At 61.7% G+C, this 18637-nt stretch carries 21 protein-coding genes and 1 tRNA gene; 2 read left to right on the top strand and 20 right to left on the bottom strand.

The genetic code is table 11. The features are described from left to right. The first annotated feature begins 211 nt into the window (after positions 1-211). Positions 212-454, top strand: a complete 243-nt coding sequence (locus NEZ08_RS25800) for a helix-turn-helix transcriptional regulator (protein WP_367278419.1) — start codon at positions 212-214, stop codon at positions 452-454. 104 nt (positions 455-558) lie between these two features. Here NEZ08_RS25800 and NEZ08_RS15300 read toward each other — a convergent pair. From NEZ08_RS15300 to NEZ08_RS15330, 7 genes are all read right to left on the bottom strand, one after another. Continuing rightward, positions 559-636: transfer RNA gene (locus tag NEZ08_RS15300), tRNA-Pro, on the bottom strand. A gap of 114 nt (positions 637-750) precedes the next feature. Further along, the gene (locus tag NEZ08_RS15305) at positions 751-1323 is read right to left on the bottom strand and encodes a MerR family transcriptional regulator (RefSeq protein WP_298108358.1); all 573 of its coding nucleotides are present in this window, start codon (positions 1321-1323) and stop codon (positions 751-753) included. A 40-nt stretch (positions 1324-1363) separates the two neighbouring features. Continuing rightward, positions 1364-1690, bottom strand: coding sequence for an integration host factor subunit alpha (locus NEZ08_RS15310; protein WP_298108361.1), 327 nt, complete (start codon positions 1688-1690; stop codon positions 1364-1366). Positions 1691-1820: 130 nt separating this feature from the next. Further along, positions 1821-2798, bottom strand: a complete 978-nt coding sequence (locus tag NEZ08_RS15315) for a beta-ketoacyl-ACP synthase III (protein ID WP_298108364.1) — start codon at positions 2796-2798, stop codon at positions 1821-1823. Beyond that, on the bottom strand, positions 2795-3856 hold the full coding sequence (gene plsX / locus NEZ08_RS15320) for a phosphate acyltransferase PlsX (protein WP_298108367.1): 1062 nt from the start codon (positions 3854-3856) through the stop codon (positions 2795-2797). The genes NEZ08_RS15315 and plsX overlap by 4 nt, the downstream gene beginning before the upstream one ends. Before the next feature lie 265 nt (positions 3857-4121). Continuing rightward, positions 4122-4694, bottom strand: coding sequence for a DUF177 domain-containing protein (locus tag NEZ08_RS15325; protein WP_298108370.1), 573 nt, complete (start codon positions 4692-4694; stop codon positions 4122-4124). Positions 4695-4704: 10 nt separating this feature from the next. Next, the gene (locus NEZ08_RS15330) at positions 4705-5259 is read right to left on the bottom strand and encodes a ubiquinol-cytochrome C chaperone family protein (protein ID WP_298108445.1); all 555 of its coding nucleotides are present in this window, start codon (positions 5257-5259) and stop codon (positions 4705-4707) included. A gap of 94 nt (positions 5260-5353) precedes the next feature. On the opposite strand from NEZ08_RS15330, the gene NEZ08_RS15335 reads away from it, so the two are divergent. Then, positions 5354-5833, top strand: coding sequence for an outer membrane protein assembly factor BamE (locus NEZ08_RS15335; protein ID WP_298108373.1), 480 nt, complete (start codon positions 5354-5356; stop codon positions 5831-5833). 115 nt (positions 5834-5948) lie between these two features. On the opposite strand, the gene NEZ08_RS15340 is transcribed toward NEZ08_RS15335, so the two are convergent. The 13 genes from NEZ08_RS15340 to NEZ08_RS15400 all read right to left on the bottom strand — a co-directional run bounded on the left by NEZ08_RS15340 (position 5949) and on the right by NEZ08_RS15400 (position 18585). Continuing rightward, positions 5949-8069, bottom strand: a complete 2121-nt coding sequence (locus tag NEZ08_RS15340) for a sodium-translocating pyrophosphatase (protein WP_298108375.1) — start codon at positions 8067-8069, stop codon at positions 5949-5951. A 207-nt stretch (positions 8070-8276) separates the two neighbouring features. Further along, a complete protein-coding gene (gene thiL / locus NEZ08_RS15345) occupies positions 8277-9278 on the bottom strand; it encodes a thiamine-phosphate kinase (protein ID WP_298108378.1) in 1002 nt (333 codons plus the stop codon). 1 nt (position 9279) lies between these two features. Then, on the bottom strand, positions 9280-9792 hold the full coding sequence (gene nusB / locus NEZ08_RS15350; protein ID WP_298108382.1) for a transcription antitermination factor NusB: 513 nt from the start codon (positions 9790-9792) through the stop codon (positions 9280-9282). Next, positions 9789-10283 carry a 6,7-dimethyl-8-ribityllumazine synthase gene (gene ribH / locus NEZ08_RS15355; protein ID WP_298108385.1) on the bottom strand — a complete coding sequence of 165 codons (495 nt, stop codon included), beginning with the start codon at positions 10281-10283 and terminating at the stop codon, positions 9789-9791. Before ribH ends, nusB begins: the two co-directional genes overlap by 4 nt. A 130-nt stretch (positions 10284-10413) precedes the next feature. Next, positions 10414-11022 (bottom strand): riboflavin synthase, encoded by a 609-nt coding sequence (locus NEZ08_RS15360; protein ID WP_298108388.1) that lies wholly within the window; start codon positions 11020-11022, stop codon positions 10414-10416. Then, a complete protein-coding gene (ribD, locus tag NEZ08_RS15365) occupies positions 11022-12167 on the bottom strand; it encodes a bifunctional diaminohydroxyphosphoribosylaminopyrimidine deaminase/5-amino-6-(5-phosphoribosylamino)uracil reductase RibD (protein ID WP_298108390.1) in 1146 nt (381 codons plus the stop codon). The genes NEZ08_RS15360 and ribD overlap by 1 nt, the downstream gene beginning before the upstream one ends. Continuing rightward, the gene (gene nrdR, locus NEZ08_RS15370) at positions 12164-12646 is read right to left on the bottom strand and encodes a transcriptional regulator NrdR (RefSeq protein ID WP_298108393.1); all 483 of its coding nucleotides are present in this window, start codon (positions 12644-12646) and stop codon (positions 12164-12166) included. Before nrdR ends, ribD begins: the two co-directional genes overlap by 4 nt. A 12-nt stretch (positions 12647-12658) precedes the next feature. Next, positions 12659-13969, bottom strand: a complete 1311-nt coding sequence (glyA, locus tag NEZ08_RS15375) for a serine hydroxymethyltransferase (RefSeq protein ID WP_298108396.1) — start codon at positions 13967-13969, stop codon at positions 12659-12661. Between the two features lie 898 nt (positions 13970-14867). Further along, positions 14868-15200, bottom strand: a complete 333-nt coding sequence (locus NEZ08_RS15380; protein ID WP_298108447.1) for a cytochrome c — start codon at positions 15198-15200, stop codon at positions 14868-14870. Between the two features lie 228 nt (positions 15201-15428). Then, positions 15429-16661, bottom strand: coding sequence for an ABC transporter substrate-binding protein (locus NEZ08_RS15385; RefSeq protein WP_298108398.1), 1233 nt, complete (start codon positions 16659-16661; stop codon positions 15429-15431). 191 nt (positions 16662-16852) lie between these two features. Further along, complete coding sequence (locus tag NEZ08_RS15390; protein ID WP_298108400.1) at positions 16853-17407, bottom strand: hypothetical protein; 555 nt, start codon at positions 17405-17407, stop codon at positions 16853-16855. 13 nt (positions 17408-17420) lie between these two features. After that, complete coding sequence (locus tag NEZ08_RS15395) at positions 17421-18047, bottom strand: glutathione S-transferase (RefSeq protein ID WP_298108403.1); 627 nt, start codon at positions 18045-18047, stop codon at positions 17421-17423. Positions 18048-18363: 316 nt separating this feature from the next. Next, a complete protein-coding gene (locus NEZ08_RS15400) occupies positions 18364-18585 on the bottom strand; it encodes a hypothetical protein (RefSeq protein ID WP_298108406.1) in 222 nt (73 codons plus the stop codon). Positions 18586-18637 lie beyond the last annotated feature (52 nt).

The following is an 18637-nucleotide window of genomic DNA, read 5'->3' on the forward strand; positions in this document are numbered from 1 at the left end:
ACTTGCAATGCGCCGGAGTGTAGCGACTGCTCTCCATGACACCTCGCGATCAGACCCCCCATATCAGGAAACGGTGATCGCCGTGTCCCGTAGCCGTTCCGATTGGCGCAGAGCTCGCGCGCCGCAGCTGGATGGCGCGAGAGGCGCTGGAGAGTGTGCATTGGAGAGTGCCCGTAGGCGTCAGGAGGATGAGTTGCTGAGTTGGGGTGACATGGGGAACGATGAGCGACCGCGGCGTCAGCTGAACATCAAGCAGGTGCTGGGGATAGTTCCGGTCAGCGAGAGCACTTTGATCAGGATGATCCGCAGGGGGGAGTTTCCGTGCAGCCATAGCATCAGCCCTGGTCGCTGCGCGTGGTACGAAGACGAGGTGATTGCGTGGCAGCGGAACCGCCCCGTCAACGACAAGATCGTCCGTCGGGCCAGGCTTCGGGCCCAGGCTGACAACCGGTGACAGTAGTGCTGGATTAGTGCTGGACCGGAAACGTCCTGTTTTGTTCTCATCACCGAGAACATCCCCGAAATGAAAAAAGCCCCTCTTCGCGAAGGGCTTTTTGATGGTCGGAGCGAGAGGATTTGAACCTCCGACCCCTAGTCTCCCAGACTAGTGCGCTAACCGGGCTGCGCCACGCTCCGATGTCGTTCCATTAGCTTTGATCAGCCCCGCGCGCAAGCCGCGCGAGCGGCAGACCGGGCCTTCTCGATCAATCAAATAGTTAAGCCGGCCATCCTGAATTCCCGGCAACCTCTTCAGCCGTCCTTGAGCGCGGCATCAAGCAGTTTGCGGCAGGCGATCAGCTCCTCGAGCACACCTTTCAAGCGTCCCACGTCGATGATGGGGACGATGTCAGCAACGCCAGCAATCGCCTCCTCGTCATCAAAGCTTTCGACTTCTTTTCGGCTGCGACGCTCGGCAAAGCGCGGGATTCCGCTTTCCTCGGAGCTATCGTAGTCGTCATCGTCGAGGTCCATGGCCGGAGCAAGGTCGTCGTCATGTTCCAGGACGCTCTGACCGACCGCCTCCTCGATCGCACCGAATGAGGCAATCGCGTTGGCGTCCGCAAGCCGTTGCACGGATCCGACGCCATGCTCCTTCAAGATCCGCTGAACACCGCGGATGGTGTAGCCTTCGCCGTAGAGCAGCCGGCGAATTCCCTTCAGCAGGTCGACATCGTCCGGGCGATAATATCTCCGGCCGCCGCTCCGCTTCATCGGCTTGATCTGGGAGAATCGGGTTTCCCAGAACCGCAGTACGTGCTGCGGAATGTCGAGATCCTGGGCGACCTCGCTGATGGTTCGGAATGCATCCGGCGCCTTGTCCAAATGCTCGCTCCTCTGGTCCGAACGCGGAACGGCCCGCAGGCTATTCGGCCTTGCCGTTGTTTGCAGCGCTGTGGCCGTTGATGCGCTGCTTCAATATCGCGGACGGCTTGAACACCATCACGCGACGTGGCGAAATCGGTACTTCGGTTCCGGTCTTCGGGTTTCGACCGATCCGCTGGCCCTTCTTGCGCACCATGAATGAGCCGAACGACGACAGCTTCACCGTCTCGCCCTTCTCAAGGCAATCGGTAATCTCTTTCAGTACCAGTTCGACAAAGGCGGATGACTCCGTACGCGACAGTCCTACCTTCTGGTAGACGGCCTCGCACAAATCAACCCGCGTGACGGTTTTTCCAGTTCCGGTCATCGCCTGCCCCACTCTCGGCGAACAATTTTCGCTTCTAAAATTATGAGGTTAAGCCCTGACGGTCAACCTCCGACCCGCCCCCATAACACGAAAGAAATGCCTAAAGCGCTGGGATTAGTTTACCCTTCGCTCACCAACGGACCAGCGCCGATCCCCAGGTAAAGCCGCCACCCATGGCTTCGAGCAACACCAGATCGCCCTGTTTGATGCGGCCATCGGCAACGGCAACCCCTAGCGCCAAGGGAATTGAGGCGGCTGACGTGTTGCCGTGCCGGTCAACGGTGAGCACGACCTTCTGCGGCGCAATATGCAATTTGTGCGCGGATGCATCGATGATTCTCTTGTTAGCCTGATGGGGAACAAACCAGTCGATGTCCTCGGCGGTCGTTCCGGTTGCGTCAAAAGCATCGACGATCACGTCCGTAATCATGCCGACCGCATGCTTGAAGACTTCCCTCCCCTCCATTCTGAGATGGCCGACGGTCTGGGTCGAGGATGGACCGCCGTCGACATATAACTTCGACTTGTGCCGTCCGTCCGAGCGCAGATGGCTCGTCAACACGCCCCGATCGGAGGATTTCCCGGACTGCGTCTGCGCTTCCAGCACCACTGCGCCGGCGCCATCGCCGAACAGCACGCAGGTCCCACGGTCGTTCCAGTCCAGAATTCGGGAGAATGTTTCGGCACCGATGACAAGCGCGCGCTTGAACGCACCGCCGCGCAGAAAATTATCGGCTGTAGCGAGCGCGAATACGAAGCCTGAACAGACGGCCTGCAAATCGAAAGCCGCCCCATGGTGAATGCCAAGCCCGTTCTGGACCGCAACCGCGGTGGCCGGAAACGTGTTGTCGGGCGTCGAGGTCGCCAGCACGATCAGGTCGATTGATTGGGCATCGACGCCGGCATGTGCCAGTGCCGCACGCGCAGCATTGATTGCCAGGTGCGAAGTAAACTCGCCGTCGGCGGCAATATGGCGCTGGCGGATGCCGGTGCGCTGGACGATCCACTCGTCAGAGGTGTCGATCCGCCTCGCCAGTTCAGCATTGGTCAGGATCCGCTCCGGTAGATAGGAGCCGCAGCCAAGCACGACCGAGCGTAATACAGTCACGAAACAGACTCCGGCGTGGGCGGGCTGGGGACAAGACCGCCGCCCTCGCGATTAAGCATTTGATTGATCTTGTTGAGGAGGTCGTACCTGGCCATCTCATAGCCAACATCGACAGCATAGGCAAAGCCGTCGGCGTCGGTTCCGCCGTGGCTTTTGACCACGATGCCGTTGAGCCCGAGCAGGACACTGCCATTGGCGCGACGCGGATCGAGTTTTTCACGTAGGGCCCTGAACGCCTGGAACGAGAGCAAATAACCGATCCGGGCAAGCCAATGTCGGCTGATGGAGTCGCGGAGAACTGCGCTGAACTGACGGAACGTCCCCTCGGCCGTCTTCAACGCGATATTGCCGCTGAATCCCTCCGTAACGATCACGTCGGCATCCCCACGGCCAATGCCATCGCCTTCGACGAAGCCGGTATAATTGAGCTGCGGCAGGCTCATTTCGCGCAAGAGCTCCGCCGCCTCGCGGATTTCCTCATGGCCCTTCATCTCCTCGACACCGATGTTGAGAAGCCCCACACTCGGCCGCTCAAGGTTCAGCACTACACTCGCCATTGCACTGCCCATAACCGCGAGTGCCACCAAATGACGGGCATCGCCACCGATCGTAGCGCCGAGGTCGAGCACGACCGAATCCCCTCGAATGGTCGGGTAAATCGCCGCGAGCGCGGGGCGATCGATTCCGGGCAGCATGCGTAGGCAGAAGCGCGCCATCGCGACCAGCGCGCCGGTGTTACCCGCTGAGACGGCGACATCCGCCTCGCCTTTTTTCACCGCGTCAATCGCAAGCCACATTGACGAGGTCTTGCGCCCGCGCCGCAAAGCCTGGCTTGGCTTGTCGTGCATGCTCACCGCAACGTCCGTATGGCTCACGGATGAAACCGCCTTCAAGGACGGATATTTCGCCAACTGCGCATCGATAACGGCGCGATCGCCGAACAGGAGAAATTCCGTGTCGGGATGTCGGATCAGAGAAATCGCGGCGCCGGGAATAACGACTGATGCGCCGACGTCACCCCCCATGGCGTCAAGCGCTATTCGAACCTTCTGCGGCATGAACGTCCCGGAAACCCGACCTCTTACCGGACTTGAATGTCGGCCGCGACAACCGCCACGGTTGCAGCGATCAGCGTAGCACCACACTGCGCCAGACTGGGGCGCGACAATAGCGTTTCTCCATATCGACACAACCTCTTGACCGCCGCCATTTACCGCGCAAGCCCGGTGGCGATAGAATCGAAAAACCGAATAACACAAATTTTTTCAAAAGGTTAAACACACCTTTGAGAGATCAGGTTTCGCCTGAATTCCGCGCATCAGCCTAATTGGGGCCCTTCTTGTCCGGCGGCGACCCGCCTCCGGTCTGCAGCGTCTTCAACGCCGCAAACGGATGATCAGCGGGATCGACAATTTCCCGCGGCGGCTCGAAAACGGCGTCCGGCTTGCGCGGATAGGGATCGATCGCCAGGAACAGAACGTCGGTCGCAAGTCGGCCGAGATCAATTACTCCGTCCGCGATCGGCTCCGGCGGATCAGGGACCTCCTCGTCTTCGCTTTGGGCAGCTTCATCCACCAAAGCGGCAAGACTGCGAATTTGCTCCGGAGGCGCAAACGTCAGATCGACAAGTTCGTCGATCTCGTTCTCGATGGGCTCAAGCGTCACCACGCAGGTCTGCCCGATCCGCGCATGCACCTCGCCTGCGACATGCACCCGACCACCGCTCTTGAGCTGCAGGTCGAACGATGCGCTCGCCGATATGACTTCACGCACTCCAGCGATCTCGGCCATCGCCGCTCGCGATGCCGCGCCCGCTTCGAACGCCCGATGGAGCCCGGTATCCGGTATCTGTGCCACGACAATGGGGACACGCCAGGGGTCAGCAGGCTTCATCATCCATTACTCTTCAGGAACGGGACCCGCCTGCTTCGGACGGAGCGGGAAAGTCCCATGCGGCAGCGAGCAGTGCGGCATCATCGATTCTATCCAGACGGGCCAACGCCGTCCTCACATAGGTGGCGAGCCGCCGGGCGTTTTCCATGCCCTCTCCGTTCAAGACATTCTTGCAGACGGCCGCCGCCAACGCCTCGTCACCGGCGGCGAGCGCCAGATCGTAGGCTGTGCTGCGGCCATAAAATGCTTCGCCAAAAGCCTGCATCCGCTTGGGAACGGCGAGATCGCCGACCCCCATTTCTCTCAGATTGGCATCCATGTCGTCGCAAAAGCGATCGAAAAGAGCTTGCGACACGTTGGCGGATACCTCGGCGGATCGAAATCGTCGCAATACGATCCATAAGTGCAGGATCAGGAGGTCGAAACGGCCGTCAACCGTGTCGATCACCCCAAAGTCGCGGTAGAACAACGGTTCTCGCGCCTGCGTCACGATCATGCCATAGATGCCCTCAATGGTGCCGCGCAGGGGCCCCCGGGGTTTGCTGAAGTGGTTGAATGGCCAAGGCATTGTGGGTCCTGCCTGCGCTAGCTTGTTGCAATCGGACGCAGTGCCGGGTACGCCAAGGCCGCATCTGACGCAAGGGGATGGGACCCATTCGGGGATGATCAAGTCCAATCTGACAGGTTTTGCACGCAGCTCCGGCTGGCGCGGCCTCCGAGCTGCGGCCGCAATCGCCTTGCTGTGCGCCGTGGTTAGCGGCTGCGGCGAGCAGTTTCAGAGGGGCTACGTTCTGCCGCCGGGCGCTCTTGAACAAATTCCGATCGGCGCCAGCCAGGATCAGGTCCTGATTGTAATGGGAACCCCGTCCACCGTCGCCACGCTCAACGGTGAGGTATTTTACTATATCTCGCAGCGCTCCGAACGCCCGCTCGCTTTCATGGCCGACCGGCTTGTCGATCAGCGTGTCATCGCCGTCTACTTTGACAAGAATCGCCAGGTGCGGCGCCTTGCCAATTACGGGATGAAAGACGGCAGGATTTTCGACTTCATCAGCCGCACCACGCCGACTTCTGGCCAGGAAATCAATTACGTCGCACCGCTGTTTAAGGCCCTCAATATCGGCCAGGGCGATAACCACTAAAATCGGATGCGATAAGAGCAGCCGAAGAGGCTCGCAGTTGCTCCTCTCCAGTGTTTCCACAAAACAAAACCCCCGCGTGCGCAAGCCCGCGGGGGTTTGTTCCAGCTGCACTCGGTCAGTGGGCGAGAATCGCCAGCAACAAGAGTGCAACGATGTTGGTGATCTTGATCATCGGGTTCACCGCCGGACCCGCCGTGTCCTTGTAGGGATCGCCGACGGTATCGCCGGTCACGGCCGACTTGTGGGCATCTGACCCCTTGCCGCCGTAGTGGCCGTCCTCGATGTACTTCTTGGCGTTGTCCCAGGCGCCACCGCCCGAGGTCATCGAAATCGCGACGAACAGGCCAGTGACGATCACCCCGAGCAGCATTGCGCCGACGGCGGAGAACGCTGCCGACTTGCCCGCCGCACCACCGCCTGCGATCGCATAGATCACGAAGTAGACCACGATGGGTGACAGCACCGGCAGAAGCGAGGGAATAATCATTTCCTTGATCGCCGCCTTGGTCAGCAGGTCGACGGCCTTACCGTAGTCGGGCTTGTCGGTACCCTGCATGATGCCCGGCTTTTCGCGGAACTGACGGCGCACCTCTTCGACGATTGCGCCGGCCGCGCGGCCCACCGCGGTCATGCCAAGGGCACCAAACAGATAGGGCAACAGGCCGCCGAACAGCAGGCCAACCACGACATAGGGGTTGGTCAGCGAGAAATCAGGACTGACGCCCTGGAAGTAAGCGCTGCCGGCGCCGCCAGAGATAAAGAACTTGAGATCCTGGTTATAGGCGGCAAACAACACCAGCGCGCCGAGACCGGCCGAACCGATCGCATAGCCCTTGGTAACGGCCTTGGTGGTGTTGCCGACCGCATCCAGCGCGTCGGTCGACTTGCGCACTTCCTTCGGAAGGCCTGCCATCTCGGCGATGCCACCGGCGTTGTCCGTTACCGGACCGAAGGCGTCGAGCGCGACGATCATGCCGGCGAGCGACAGCATCGTGGTGGTCGCAATCGCGATGCCGAACAGGCCGGCAAGGCTGTAGGTCACCAGAATGCCGGCGATGATGACGAGGGCCGGCAAAGCGGTCGCTTCCATCGAGATCGCCAAGCCCTGGATCACGTTGGTGCCGTGACCGGTGACGGAAGCCGCAGCAATCGACTTGACGGGACGGTAGTCGGTACCGGTGTAGTATTCGGTGATCCAGATGATCAGGCCCGTCACGATCAGGCCGACCACGCCGCATTCGAACAGCGCCATGCCGGTGTAGTCCACGCCGGTAAGCTTGCCGAAGCCGATCAGTTGATGGATCACGACGGCGACGCCGATCAGCGACAGGATACCGGTCGCAATCAAGCCCTTGTAGAGCGCGCCCATGATCGACTGGCTCGCGCCGAGCTTGACGAAGAAGGTGCCGACGATCGAGGTGATGATGCAGATGCCGCCAATTGCGAGGGGCAGTGTCATCATGTTGGCGAGGATCGGCGTCTTGGCAAAGAAGATCGCCGCCAGCACCATGGTGGCAACCGCGGTCACTGCGTAGGTCTCGAACAGGTCGGCCGCCATGCCGGCGCAGTCGCCGACGTTGTCGCCAACGTTGTCGGCGATCGTAGCGGGGTTGCGCGGATCGTCTTCCGGAATGCCGGCCTCGACCTTGCCGACGAGATCGCCGCCGACATCGGCGCCCTTGGTGAAGATGCCTCCGCCAAGACGGGCAAAAATCGAGATCAGCGAAGCGCCAAAACCGAGCGCAACCATGGCATCAACTACCGTGCGGCTGCCGGCAGCCAGATGCAGCGAATAGGTCAGGAAGCCGAAATAAAGCGTGACGCCGAGCAGTGCCAGACCCGCCACCAGAAGGCCGGTGATCGCACCGGCCTTGAAAGCGAGTTCGAGGCCTCCGGCGAGCGAGGTGGTCGCCGCTTGCGCGGTACGGACGTTGGCGCGAACCGACACGTTCATTCCGATGAAGCCGGCCGCCCCTGACAGGATTGCGCCGATCGCAAAACCGACCGCAACGAGGATGCCGAGGAAATAAGCGAGCAGCGCAAAGATCACGATGCCCACAAGGCCGATGGTGGCGTACTGGCGGCGCAGATAGGCCTGCGCGCCTTCACGTACCGCGGCCGCAATCTCCTGCATGCGCGGATTGCCCGCATCGGCCTTCAACACCGACGTCGTTGCCCAGATGGCGTAGACGATGGAAAGCGCGCCGCAGAGCACGATCAACCCTAATGCTGTCATAGAACTTGCCTCAGATCTCTAAGATGCCCCCACGCCGGGGTCGCGGTCGCGGCCGGCGCACAAAAAGCAGACCCGCCCTGCCCAAGGGATGGCCTGAAATCGGCCGGGACCATGCCAAAATCGCATGTCCCGTGCAACGCCACCGGACGCAAAAACGAACGATTTCGAAAGGTATTTGCACCGGAACAGGCCATTTTCGTGAAATTCCTAGAAATGGCTGTAGGAGGTACGCGTTAGCGGCAGTTCCTTGCCCTCCACATCCAGCCATTTCGGGGCAGACTGGCCGGCGATGACCGTCCCGATCGGGCTCACCACCACCGCCGCGAGCCGAGCAGCTTGAATGAATTCATCCAATGCTCCCGGGTCGACCGTGCAGAGAACCTCGTAGTCGTCGCCACCCGAGACGATCTCGCGCATGCCGGCGGCGCCGGCCGAGAGAGCTTTGCCAGCAGCATTCGACAGCGGGATGGATTTCAGATCAATCACGGCCGAGACACCTGACACCGCGCAAAGTTTCGCAAGGTCCCCGGCCAGTCCGTCCGAAACATCCATGGCCGCATGCGCATGCGCGCGGATCAACGGCGCGAGTGCATTGCGCGGCTGCGGAACGCGATAGCGGCCGACCAGCGCGTCCCGCGAAGCTGCATCGCCGGCAAGCGCGTCGGCCACCCTGCCCCGTTTCAGAATATCGAGGCCGAGGGCCGCATCACCGATCGTTCCGGTCACCACCACATGATCGCCCGGTTTCGCGCCGCTACGGTGAACCATCTGCCCCGGCCCCACACGGCCGAACGCGGTAATCGAGACCATCAGCGGGCCGGGCGTCGAAACCGTATCGCCCCCCAGGAGCGGGCAGTTGAAAGCGATCGCATCCGCACCAAGCCCGCGCGCAAAGTCCGAAAGCCAGGCTTCGTCAACCTTACGTAGCGCCACGGAGAGCACAAAGCCCGCCGGATCGGCGCCTTTCGCGGCGAGATCGGACAGGTTCACCCGCAGCGCCTTCTGCGCAATCGTATATGCGGGATCGTCGGCAAAGAAATGGACACCCTCGACCAGCGCATCGGTCGTGACGACAATGTCCTCGCCGAGCGCCTTCAGGACGGCGGCGTCATCGCTGAGCCCAAAAGCACCCGGGTCGGTCGCCAGCGGCTTGAAGTAGCGAGCGATCAGAGCGTCCTCGCCGGATGCTGGCGCTCCGGAGACGGCCATCTCAGCCACCGGCCCGCACGAATTCGCTACCGCGGAAGTGGCGTGCGATCTGATCGAGAACCGCATTCACCATACCGGTCTCCTCCGCCTCGACAAAGGCGTGCGCGACATCGACATATTCGGACACCACGACGCGGCCGGGAACGTCCTTGCGATGTTGCAGTTCATAGGCGCCGGCGCGCAGCACCGCGCGCAAGATGGCATCGATCCGCTTCAGCGGCCAGCCCTTTGACAAGGCCTCATCGATCAGCGGATCGAGCATCGCCTGATCGCGCACCACCCCGGACACCACGTCGCGGAAAAACGCAGCTTCCGCCGGAAGGTAGGTATCGCCTTCGACCTCATTGCCAAGCCAGTGGCTCTCGAATTCGGCGAAAATGTCGTTGATGCCGGCGCCGGCAATATCCATTTGATATAGCGCCTGCACGGCGGCAAGCCTGGCCGCGCCGCGACGGTTGGCCTTGCGCTCGGGAGGCTTCGCGGGCCTTCTGATCTGATTTTTCTTGTCGTTCATGATCGTTGATTCAGCCGGCGCTTGATCCGCAGCATTGCCAGCGCCGCGCGCGCAGCGTCGCCGCCCTTGTTGAGTTCGCTGGCCCGTGCTCTCGCCCATGCCTGCGCTTCGGTGTTGACCGTCAATATCCCGTTGCCCAGCGGGAATCGCTTCGAAACTGCCAAATCCATCAGCGCGCGCGATGATTCGGTCGAGACGATCTCGAAATGGATGGTGTCGCCGCGGATGACACAGCCGAGCGCAATCGCCGCGTCATAGGGCTTGCCGATTTTTTCCGCGGCATCCACGGCAATCGCGATCGCCGCAGGAATTTCCAGCGCGCCGGGAACCGTGATGACGTCGTGGCCAACGCCGGCCGCCTTCAATTCCGCAACCGCGCCCTCCAAAAGCGCATCCTGAATGTCGTCATAGAAACGCGCCTCGACAATCAGCGCCCGTGCGCCGGAAATATCGGTCTGGTCCTTGAGAGGTGCGCGCCGCGCGTCTGCCATGCTGTTCCGTCTATCGGTTGCGTTGTCATTGCCGGGCACAGCCTTCCGCTATCCTATGCCCGGCAATCCATCTTGTTAAGAAGATGGATACGCGGGTCAAGCCCGCGTATGACGAGTTGAGATCAAAGCATCACGTCATTTCCGTCAACCGCGCCGCGTAACGCGCCATCAGATCGACCTCGATATTGACTTCGCTGCCCGCGCGCCACGACGACAGCGTCGTGACACTGAGCGTATGCGGGATGATCAGCACGGAAAACGTCGTGTCCTTGACCGCATTGACCGTAAGCGAAACCCCATCCAGCGTGATCGATCCCTTGGGTGCAATGAAACGGGCGAGTTCTCGCGTGGTATGGAGCGTAAACCGAGCCATATCGGGCAAATCCTCGCGGGAACGGATCGTCGCCACGCCGTCCGCGTGACCGGCAACGATATGGCCGCCGAGTTCGTCGCCGATCTTCAGCGCCCGTTCCAGATTGAGCCTGGTGCCGACGTCCCAGAGCCTCGCCGTCGTCATGCCCAGCGTCTCGGCGGCGGCATCGACATCGAACCAGGTCTTGTCCCTTTCGATGCCGGAAGCGACGACCGTGAGACACACGCCATTGCAGGCGATCGACGCGCCATCCGCAATCGTTGCGCGATCGTAGTGGCAGGCAATACGCAAGCGATGCAGCTGCCCCTGCGCGACCGGGGTCAGGCTTGCGATCTCGCCGATGTCGGAGACGATGCCGGTAAACATTAAGCGCGCTCGTAAATCGTTAATGTGTCGGAACTTAAGTCTTCGCTAGCACGAAGACGAAAGGCCGACGACTGCGTGATGGCGCCGAGCGGCAATGCATCGAGCGCTGGCACACCGTCAGGACCGATCGCCTTCGGCGCACGAAGCAGCCAGAATTCGTCGACCAGCCCAGCGGCGACAAAGGAAGAGGCTACGCGCGCTCCGCCCTCGACCAGAAGCCGGGTGATGCCGCGCTCGGCGAGTTCGCGCAGGACGACCAACACGTCCAGCCCGGCCGGCGTCGAAGCGACGCGGATCACATGGGCGCCACTCGCCCCCAGAATCGTGGCGGCGGGCGCCTCCGCGAGTTCCGAGGTGACCACCCAAAGCGGCGTGCCGCGGGCGGAATGAACCAGCCGGCTGGCCGGAGGGATCCTCAAGGCGCGATCGAGCACGACGCGGACCGGCGAACGCGCCTGCATACCCGGCAGGCGGCAGGTCAAAAGCGGATCGTCCGACAGCACCGTGCCGATCCCAACCAGAATGGCGTCACACTGTGCCCGCAACAGATGCATGTGCGATTTGGCGAGATCGCCCGAAATCGCAATCGGCTTGTGACCGGCGGCCGCGATCTTGTCGTCGGAAGAGACGGCGAGCTTCAGGATCACCTGCGGACGGTGCTCGCGAACGCGGCGGAAATGGCCGGCATGGGCGCGCGCGGCTTCCTCGGCCTCGAGCCCGACGGCGACCTCTATCCCGGCCTTGCGCAGCTTCGCATGGCCCTGCCCGGCCACTTCCGGATTGGGGTCATCGATCGCCGACACGACGCGCTTGATGCCAGCGGTGATGACGGCGTCCGCGCAAGGCGGCGATTTGCCGACGTGAGAACAGGGTTCCAGCGTCACATAGAGCGTCGCGCCGCGCGCCGCCTCGCCAGCCTGCGCAAGCGCGATCGGCTCGGCATGAGGGCGACCGCCCGGCTGCGTCCAGCCGCGGCCGACAATGACGCCATCCTTCACCACCACCGCGCCGACGGCCGGATTGGGCCAGGTTCGCCCGAGGCCGCGCCGGCCAAGCGTCAGCGCAAGCTGCATGAAGCGCTCATCGGCCGCCTTCGAGTCTTTCATCTTCTGCGCGAGCTGTTCTTCCAGAATGCGGAAGATCATTTGCGTAACAGCGTGATCCGCGCGTCATCCTCGCCGGAGAGTTCGCCGAGCACCGCCTCGAAATCCTTGGCCTCGCGGAAGTTGCGGTAGACCGAAGCGAAGCGCACATAGGCCACGTCGTCGAGCTGGCGCAGATGCTCCATCACGATCTCGCCGATCGCCTCGGAGGAAATCTCAGCCTCGCCGCCGCTCTCGAGCTCGCGCACGATGGCAGAGACCATTTTCTCCACGCGCTCCGAATCCACCGGGCGCTTGCGCAAGGAAATCTGCACCGAGCGCATCAGCTTGTCGCGGTCGAACGGCACCCGGCGGCCGTTGCGCTTGATGACCGTCAGTTCGCGAAGCTGCACGCGCTCGAAGGTGGTGAAACGGAAATTGCAGGCGACGCAAACCCGCCGGCGCCGGATCACGGCGGAGTCTTCCGTCGGACGGGAGTCCTTCACCTGCGTATCGAGACTGTTGCAGCTTGGGCAACGCATGCGAACGGACCTTTACTGGTAAATCGGGAAGCGATCGGTAAGCGCCTTCACCCGTTCCTTCATGGCCTGCTCCACCAGCGGCGCAGAGCCGTCCTTCGACTGCGCGACCGCGTTCAAGACTTCCGCGATCATGCCGCCGACCTGCTTGAACTCGGCAACGCCAAAGCCGCGCGTGGTCGCGGCCGGGGTGCCCAGGCGAAGACCCGAGGTCACGAACGGCTTTTCGGGGTCGAACGGAATGCCGTTCTTGTTGCAGGTGATGGCGGCGCGAACCAGCGCCTTTTCGGAGACGTTGCCCTTCAAGCCCTTCGGGCGAAGGTCGACCAGCATCAGGTGGTTGTCCGTGCCGCCGGACACGATGTCGAGGCCCTCGGCGCGCAGACTTTCCGCCAGCGCCTTCGCGTTCTCGACGACGTTCCTGGCGTAGACCTTGAATTCCGGCTGCAAGGCTTCCGCAAACGCAACCGCCTTCGCTGCGATCACATGCATCAGCGGGCCACCTTGCAGGCCCGGGAAGATCGCCGAATTGAACTTCTTGGCGAGCGTCTCATCGTTGCAGAGGATCAGACCGCCGCGGGGGCCGCGCAGCGACTTGTGCGTCGTCGTCGTCGTGACATGCGCGTGCGGCACCGGAGAAGCATGCACGCCGCCGGCCACCAGCCCCGCGAAATGCGCCATGTCGACCAGCAGATAGGCGCCGACGCTGTCCGCGATCTCGCGAAACCGCTTGAAATCCCAGGCGCGCGAATAGGCCGAACCGCCGGCGATGATCAGCTTGGGCCGAACCTGTTCGGCCTGTCTCGCGATCGCATCCATGTCGAGCAGCTGATCTTCGCGGCGCACCGTATAGTGCACCGCCTTGAACCACTTGCCGGACATGTTGACCGGCGAGCCGTGGGTGAGATGTCCGCCGGCGGCGAGATCAAGGCCCATGAAGGTGTCGCCGGGCTGAAGAAGCGCCAGAAACACCGCCTGGTTCATCTGGCTGCCGGAGTTCGGCTGCACGTTGGCGAAGTTGGCACCAAACAGCTTCTTGGCCCGCTCGATCGCGAGCGTTTCGGCCACGTCGACCCACTCGCAACCGCCATAATAGCGGGCGCCCGGATAGCCCTCGGCGTATTTGTTGGTCATCACCGAACCCTGCGCTTCGAGCACAGCGCGGCTGACGATGTTTTCCGAGGCGATCAGCTCGATCTCGTGGCGCTGGCGGCCCAGCTCGCCCTTGATCGCGGCAGCGATTTCGGGGTCGGCCTCGGCAAGCCCCGCGGTGAAGAACGACGAGGGCGTGGAGGCGGCTTGGGCGCTGGAAGACGATGAGCTCATTGGCAAAATTCTCCACCGCCGCGACTGTGAGAGCGTCGCGATCGGTCAACGAATGGCGGTCGAAAGAGTGCCTGCGGGATACCACATCGCCCCCCGTCGGCCAAGCCGTTGCGGTAGTCGCCTGATAATTATGCCAGATATGGTGGAGATAGCTCGGAACCTTACCCGGCGCACCGGCCTCACGGTTCGAGGCGCCGCGCCTGGTGCGGCTCTCGCCAGAGGTCCAGCGGCAAATGGGCCCCGATTCCCAAGGAGGTGCAAAGCGGGGTCTTGAGGGGTGGCCGCAGGCTGCCCTCCAATTGGCATGGACAAGCCCTTCCCGCGGCACCAAATGCCCGGGTTCTGGCCGAAGTCCTCCTTCAGAGGACGCAGGGAATGCCGGGTGCCGGTCGCACCCGCAGCTCCGCGTGCAAAGAATGAGAGCACGCAGATAAGTCACCACAGGTTCACCGGAAATCACCGGCATTCCCTGCGCGAAGGTGTTACGGTTTCCTTCGTGCTCGCCCCGGAGACCGGGCTTTGTTGCCTCCGTCCCCGGTGCGATGCGTCAGCATCGTCACCAGGTTGATATCAGCGTCGGGATATCAGGCCCACACGACTTCGCCGTCCGCCTGCGACATCGCTCGTCAGTCGATGCGCCGGCGTCCATCGCATCCTGCACCCAACGTTCGTGATGATCGCGAAGCGCCCTCTCAAGGGGTACGGGACGTGCGAAGAAATGCCCGTGATTTGCCCGACGCCACAAGCGAAGTTGCGTGCGACAGATTAACGCGACGGGCAAATCAGGTGAATTGCGTGAAAAGCTGTCAAGCGGAAAGCAGTTGCCTGCGCGGCATCATGCGAGATTCCTATCCTGACAAAAGGATCATGTCCGCCGCTCGGATTTCAGAAGGTGGCCTCATCGACGTGCCTTGGACTGAATCGCTCGGAGATACTCGGTCACAGCGCCCGCATCGCGCTGGCTGAAGCGGAATGTCGGCATATCAGGATGAATGCTGCTGAGCCCATTCTGCAACCGCTGGCTGAAGTCGGCGTCATAGAGCTTGTTTTCGCCAAGCTCCCGGAACGGCGGCGCGTAGCGATGCGGACTTTGCCCGGTCCTGCCAACGGCGTGACAACGACCGCAGAATTCTTCGAGCAACGCTCGCGCGTGTTGCTGCTCTCTGTCCAGCGCGTGGGCTGCCGCGCCGGACGACAGGACAATCGAGAGAGCCACAAGGATTCTCTTCATCTCCGCTCCGTTTCCACAGCCGTTCCGGGCGCGAGTGCAGCGAGCGAACAATCGTGCGCAATGGCGCAGCCGAAAATCCAGCGTGCCGATCAGATGCCAGGCGAACTGGATTTCCAGGCCCGCTTCTTCGCGCAAAATGGCTTGGCCATTTTGTCGCGACGACGCATCCCGGAAATGACGGCCGCATGGTGAGCGCGCTCCGTCGAACGACCGCAGCGCGCGTCTGCTCTACTTCTTCACCAGCGGGCAATCGCTCTGCGACAGCGGCTTGGCGGCGTCGTCAGGTGCAATCGTTGCCACCAGCTTGTAATAGTCCCACGGATATTTCGACTCTTCCGGCTTCTTCACCTCGAATAGATAGGCCGGAATCAGGCGCCGACCGTCGGCGCGAAGCGGACCCTTGCCGAACAAGGGATCGTCGGTCGGCATTTCCTTCATCTTGGCAACCACCTTGGCGCCGTCATGCGGATTGCCGCCCATCGCCTCCAGCGTTTTCAGATAATGCAGCACGACGGCATAGTTGCCGGCCTGCGTCATCGAGGGCATGGCGTGATTGTGGGTCTTTTCCTGGAAGCGCTTCGACCAGGCCCGCGTCTTGTCGTTCAGGTCCCAGTAGAAGGAGGCGGTGAAGGTCAGGCCGTGCGCGGTCTTCAGTCCAAGCGAATGCACGTCGTTGATGAACAGCAGAAGCGCGGCTAGCTTCTGGCCGCCCGCAACGATGCCGAATTCGGAAGCCTGTTTGATGGCGTTGTCGGTGTCGCCGCCGGCATTGGCGAGTCCAATGACCTTCGCCTTGGAGGCCTGCGCCTGCAACAGGAAAGAGGAGAAGTCGGCGGTGTTGAGCGGGTGCTTGACGTCGCCCAAGACCTTGCCACCGTTGGCGACGACGACTGCACTCGTGTCACGTTCCAGCGCCTTTCCGAAAGCGTAATCGGCGGTCAGGAAGAACCAGGTATCGCCGCCGGCCTTGGTCAGCGCCTTGCCCGTGCCGTTCGCGAGCATATACGTGTCGTAGCTGTAGGAGACGGTGTTGGCGTTGCACGCCTTGCCGGTGAGGTCGGCGGTCGCCGCGCCGTTGTTCAGCAGGATCGCATTCTTCTCCTTCACAACATTGCTGACGGCCAGCGCCACACCGGAATTCGGCGTATCGGCGATCGCATCGACCTTCTCGGTGTCGATCCACTGCCGCGCGATGCTGACGCCGACGTCGGGCTTGTTCTGGTGATCGCCGCTGATCACGTCGATCTTCCAGCCTTTCGCCTGCAAACCGGAATCTTCCACAGCCATCTTGACGGCCACCACCGAATTTGGGCCGCCAATATCGGCGTAAAGGCTCGACATGTCGTTCAGCACGCCGATCTTGACGTTCTTGTCCTGGGCGTGCGCCGAGGTGGCAACGCCAAGCCCCAGACATGCAAAGGCCAGCAAAGCGGCTGTACGCCGCGGCAATATCGTGGTCATCAAATCCCTCCCGTTGCGGTATCCGGGTCGGCTCTCTTGTGCGGAGCCTTTGCCCAAAGCTTCATCGATAATGCGGCTCTTCCGTTAACCGTGGTTGACTTAATCGGCAATGGGACTTTGTGCTGGTTAGCCGCGGTCTGAAGCATGGTCAGGAAGACATGCGGCTGGACCAAAGGGTTTTGCCGCCGGGTCTACCCTGCCGGGCCACCGCAACTCGTAATGTCGTTGGCGAGGCTCCAGCTTTCGTTGGTCCGCAGGTTGGTCGTCTTGTAAACGCGGCCGCGGAGATCGCCGGGACATTGCTGCGGCACCTGCACCAGGCACATATTGACCTTGTCGAAGATCTGCGAGTGAACGATCGCGTTCTCGCGGTGGAGCGAAACCTGAACGCCTGAATTGGAGAAGCGGACGAGAGTGCCAGGATCGGCTCCCCTCTTGGGCCGCGGCGGCAAATCCTCGCCATAGCGGTCGGTGATCGAGGTGATTGTAGTCTCGAAGCATTCGCCGACCTTGCGCGGCAACTTTGAAATGCGCTCGGTGTTCGGCAAAAACTCGTCGTCATCCGTCACATCGGGGGCCGGCGTCCACTTGTCCGGTGGCGCCGTCCCGGGATTCAGACGCTCTGCCGGTGGCGGGGGTTGATTGGCAAGGGACGCCAGAAAGCCCGGCTGCGTGCAGCCCGCGCTGGCGAACACGGATACCAGGCAGAGCAGACGAACGTGCTTCATCGCTTTGAACTTCGGCATTGCTTCGTGCGCTCTACCTGGCGAAACGGTAGGCACCGCCCTTTTCGATCGAGCGCTGAAAGGCAGGCCGCGCATGCATGCGCGAAAGCCAGCTCTTCAAATTCGGAAACGGTCCAAGCCGCTGATAGACGTCGGCGATCTCGCCCACAAAACTCATCTGGATGTCGGCGCCGGTCAGGGATTGGCCTACGAAGAACTCCCTGCCCTTCAGTGCGGAATCGACATAGCCGAGATGATTGGCAATCTCGCTGTCGATGCGCGGATGCAGCGGACTGCCCGCTTCCTTCAACCGCGATACATAAAGGTTGAGCATCAAAGGCAGCATGGCTGAGCCTTCGGCATAATGCAGCCATTCATTGTAGGCCTCGTAGTCAGCCGTTCCGGGTCTCGGCATCATCCGCCCCTGACCGTAGGTGCGAACGAGGTAGTCGACGATAGCGCCGGATTCGGCGATTTTGAGAGCGCCATCCGTGATGACGGGCGATTTCCCGAGCGGATGGATCGCCGTCAACTCGGGAGGCGCCAGGCGCGTCTTGGCATCGCGCTGGTAAAACTTCAACTCGTACGGCGTACCCAGTTCCTCCAGCAGCCACAGGATCCGCTGCGAACGGGAGTCGTTGAGATGATGAAGGATGGGCATGCGTTCCCCGGGGTGCCCCTGTGGGGCGCTATTGGCCCAATTCCAACATTCGCATCCCCTACTCAGCAGGCACTGTTGCAAATGTTGGAACCAAAAAACCACTGGATAATACAGGTTTGTAACGGAGTTTTTGGATTTGACATTCGCTTTCAGAAGCAGCGGGAGGCGGCGAGCGAATGTCAAAGCCACTCCGTCGCCCAGAGCTTTACCAGAGATTTCGGCAAAAAGGCAAAGAGCCGCGGGTGAGATTTCACCCCCGGCTCACCTGCAAAGGTCTCGCGGGATCAATGAATTGGCGGTGCCGCCTAATCCGATCCTACAGCCCCGTATAGCCTTCCTTCACCGGATCGATTGAACCGTCGAGTTGGCGCAAATAGGTCAGACCGCACACGGTGAGCCGGTGCACGTCGGTTTCGCCTGCCTCGAACAGGGTTGTGACATATCGGGTGACCTTTTCCCGGGCCTCGGCGCTCGCGGCCGCCGTGCGATTCAACAAGAGATCATACGTCATCATGATACGGTCGATGGCGGCTTCCATGGATTCCTCGCGTTGTGATGAAGCTTGGATCGTAGGCGCAGGCACGGATCGG

Origin of the sequence: Bradyrhizobium sp. (assembly GCF_027451485.1) — a bacterium.
GTDB lineage: Bacteria > Pseudomonadota > Alphaproteobacteria > Rhizobiales > Xanthobacteraceae > Bradyrhizobium.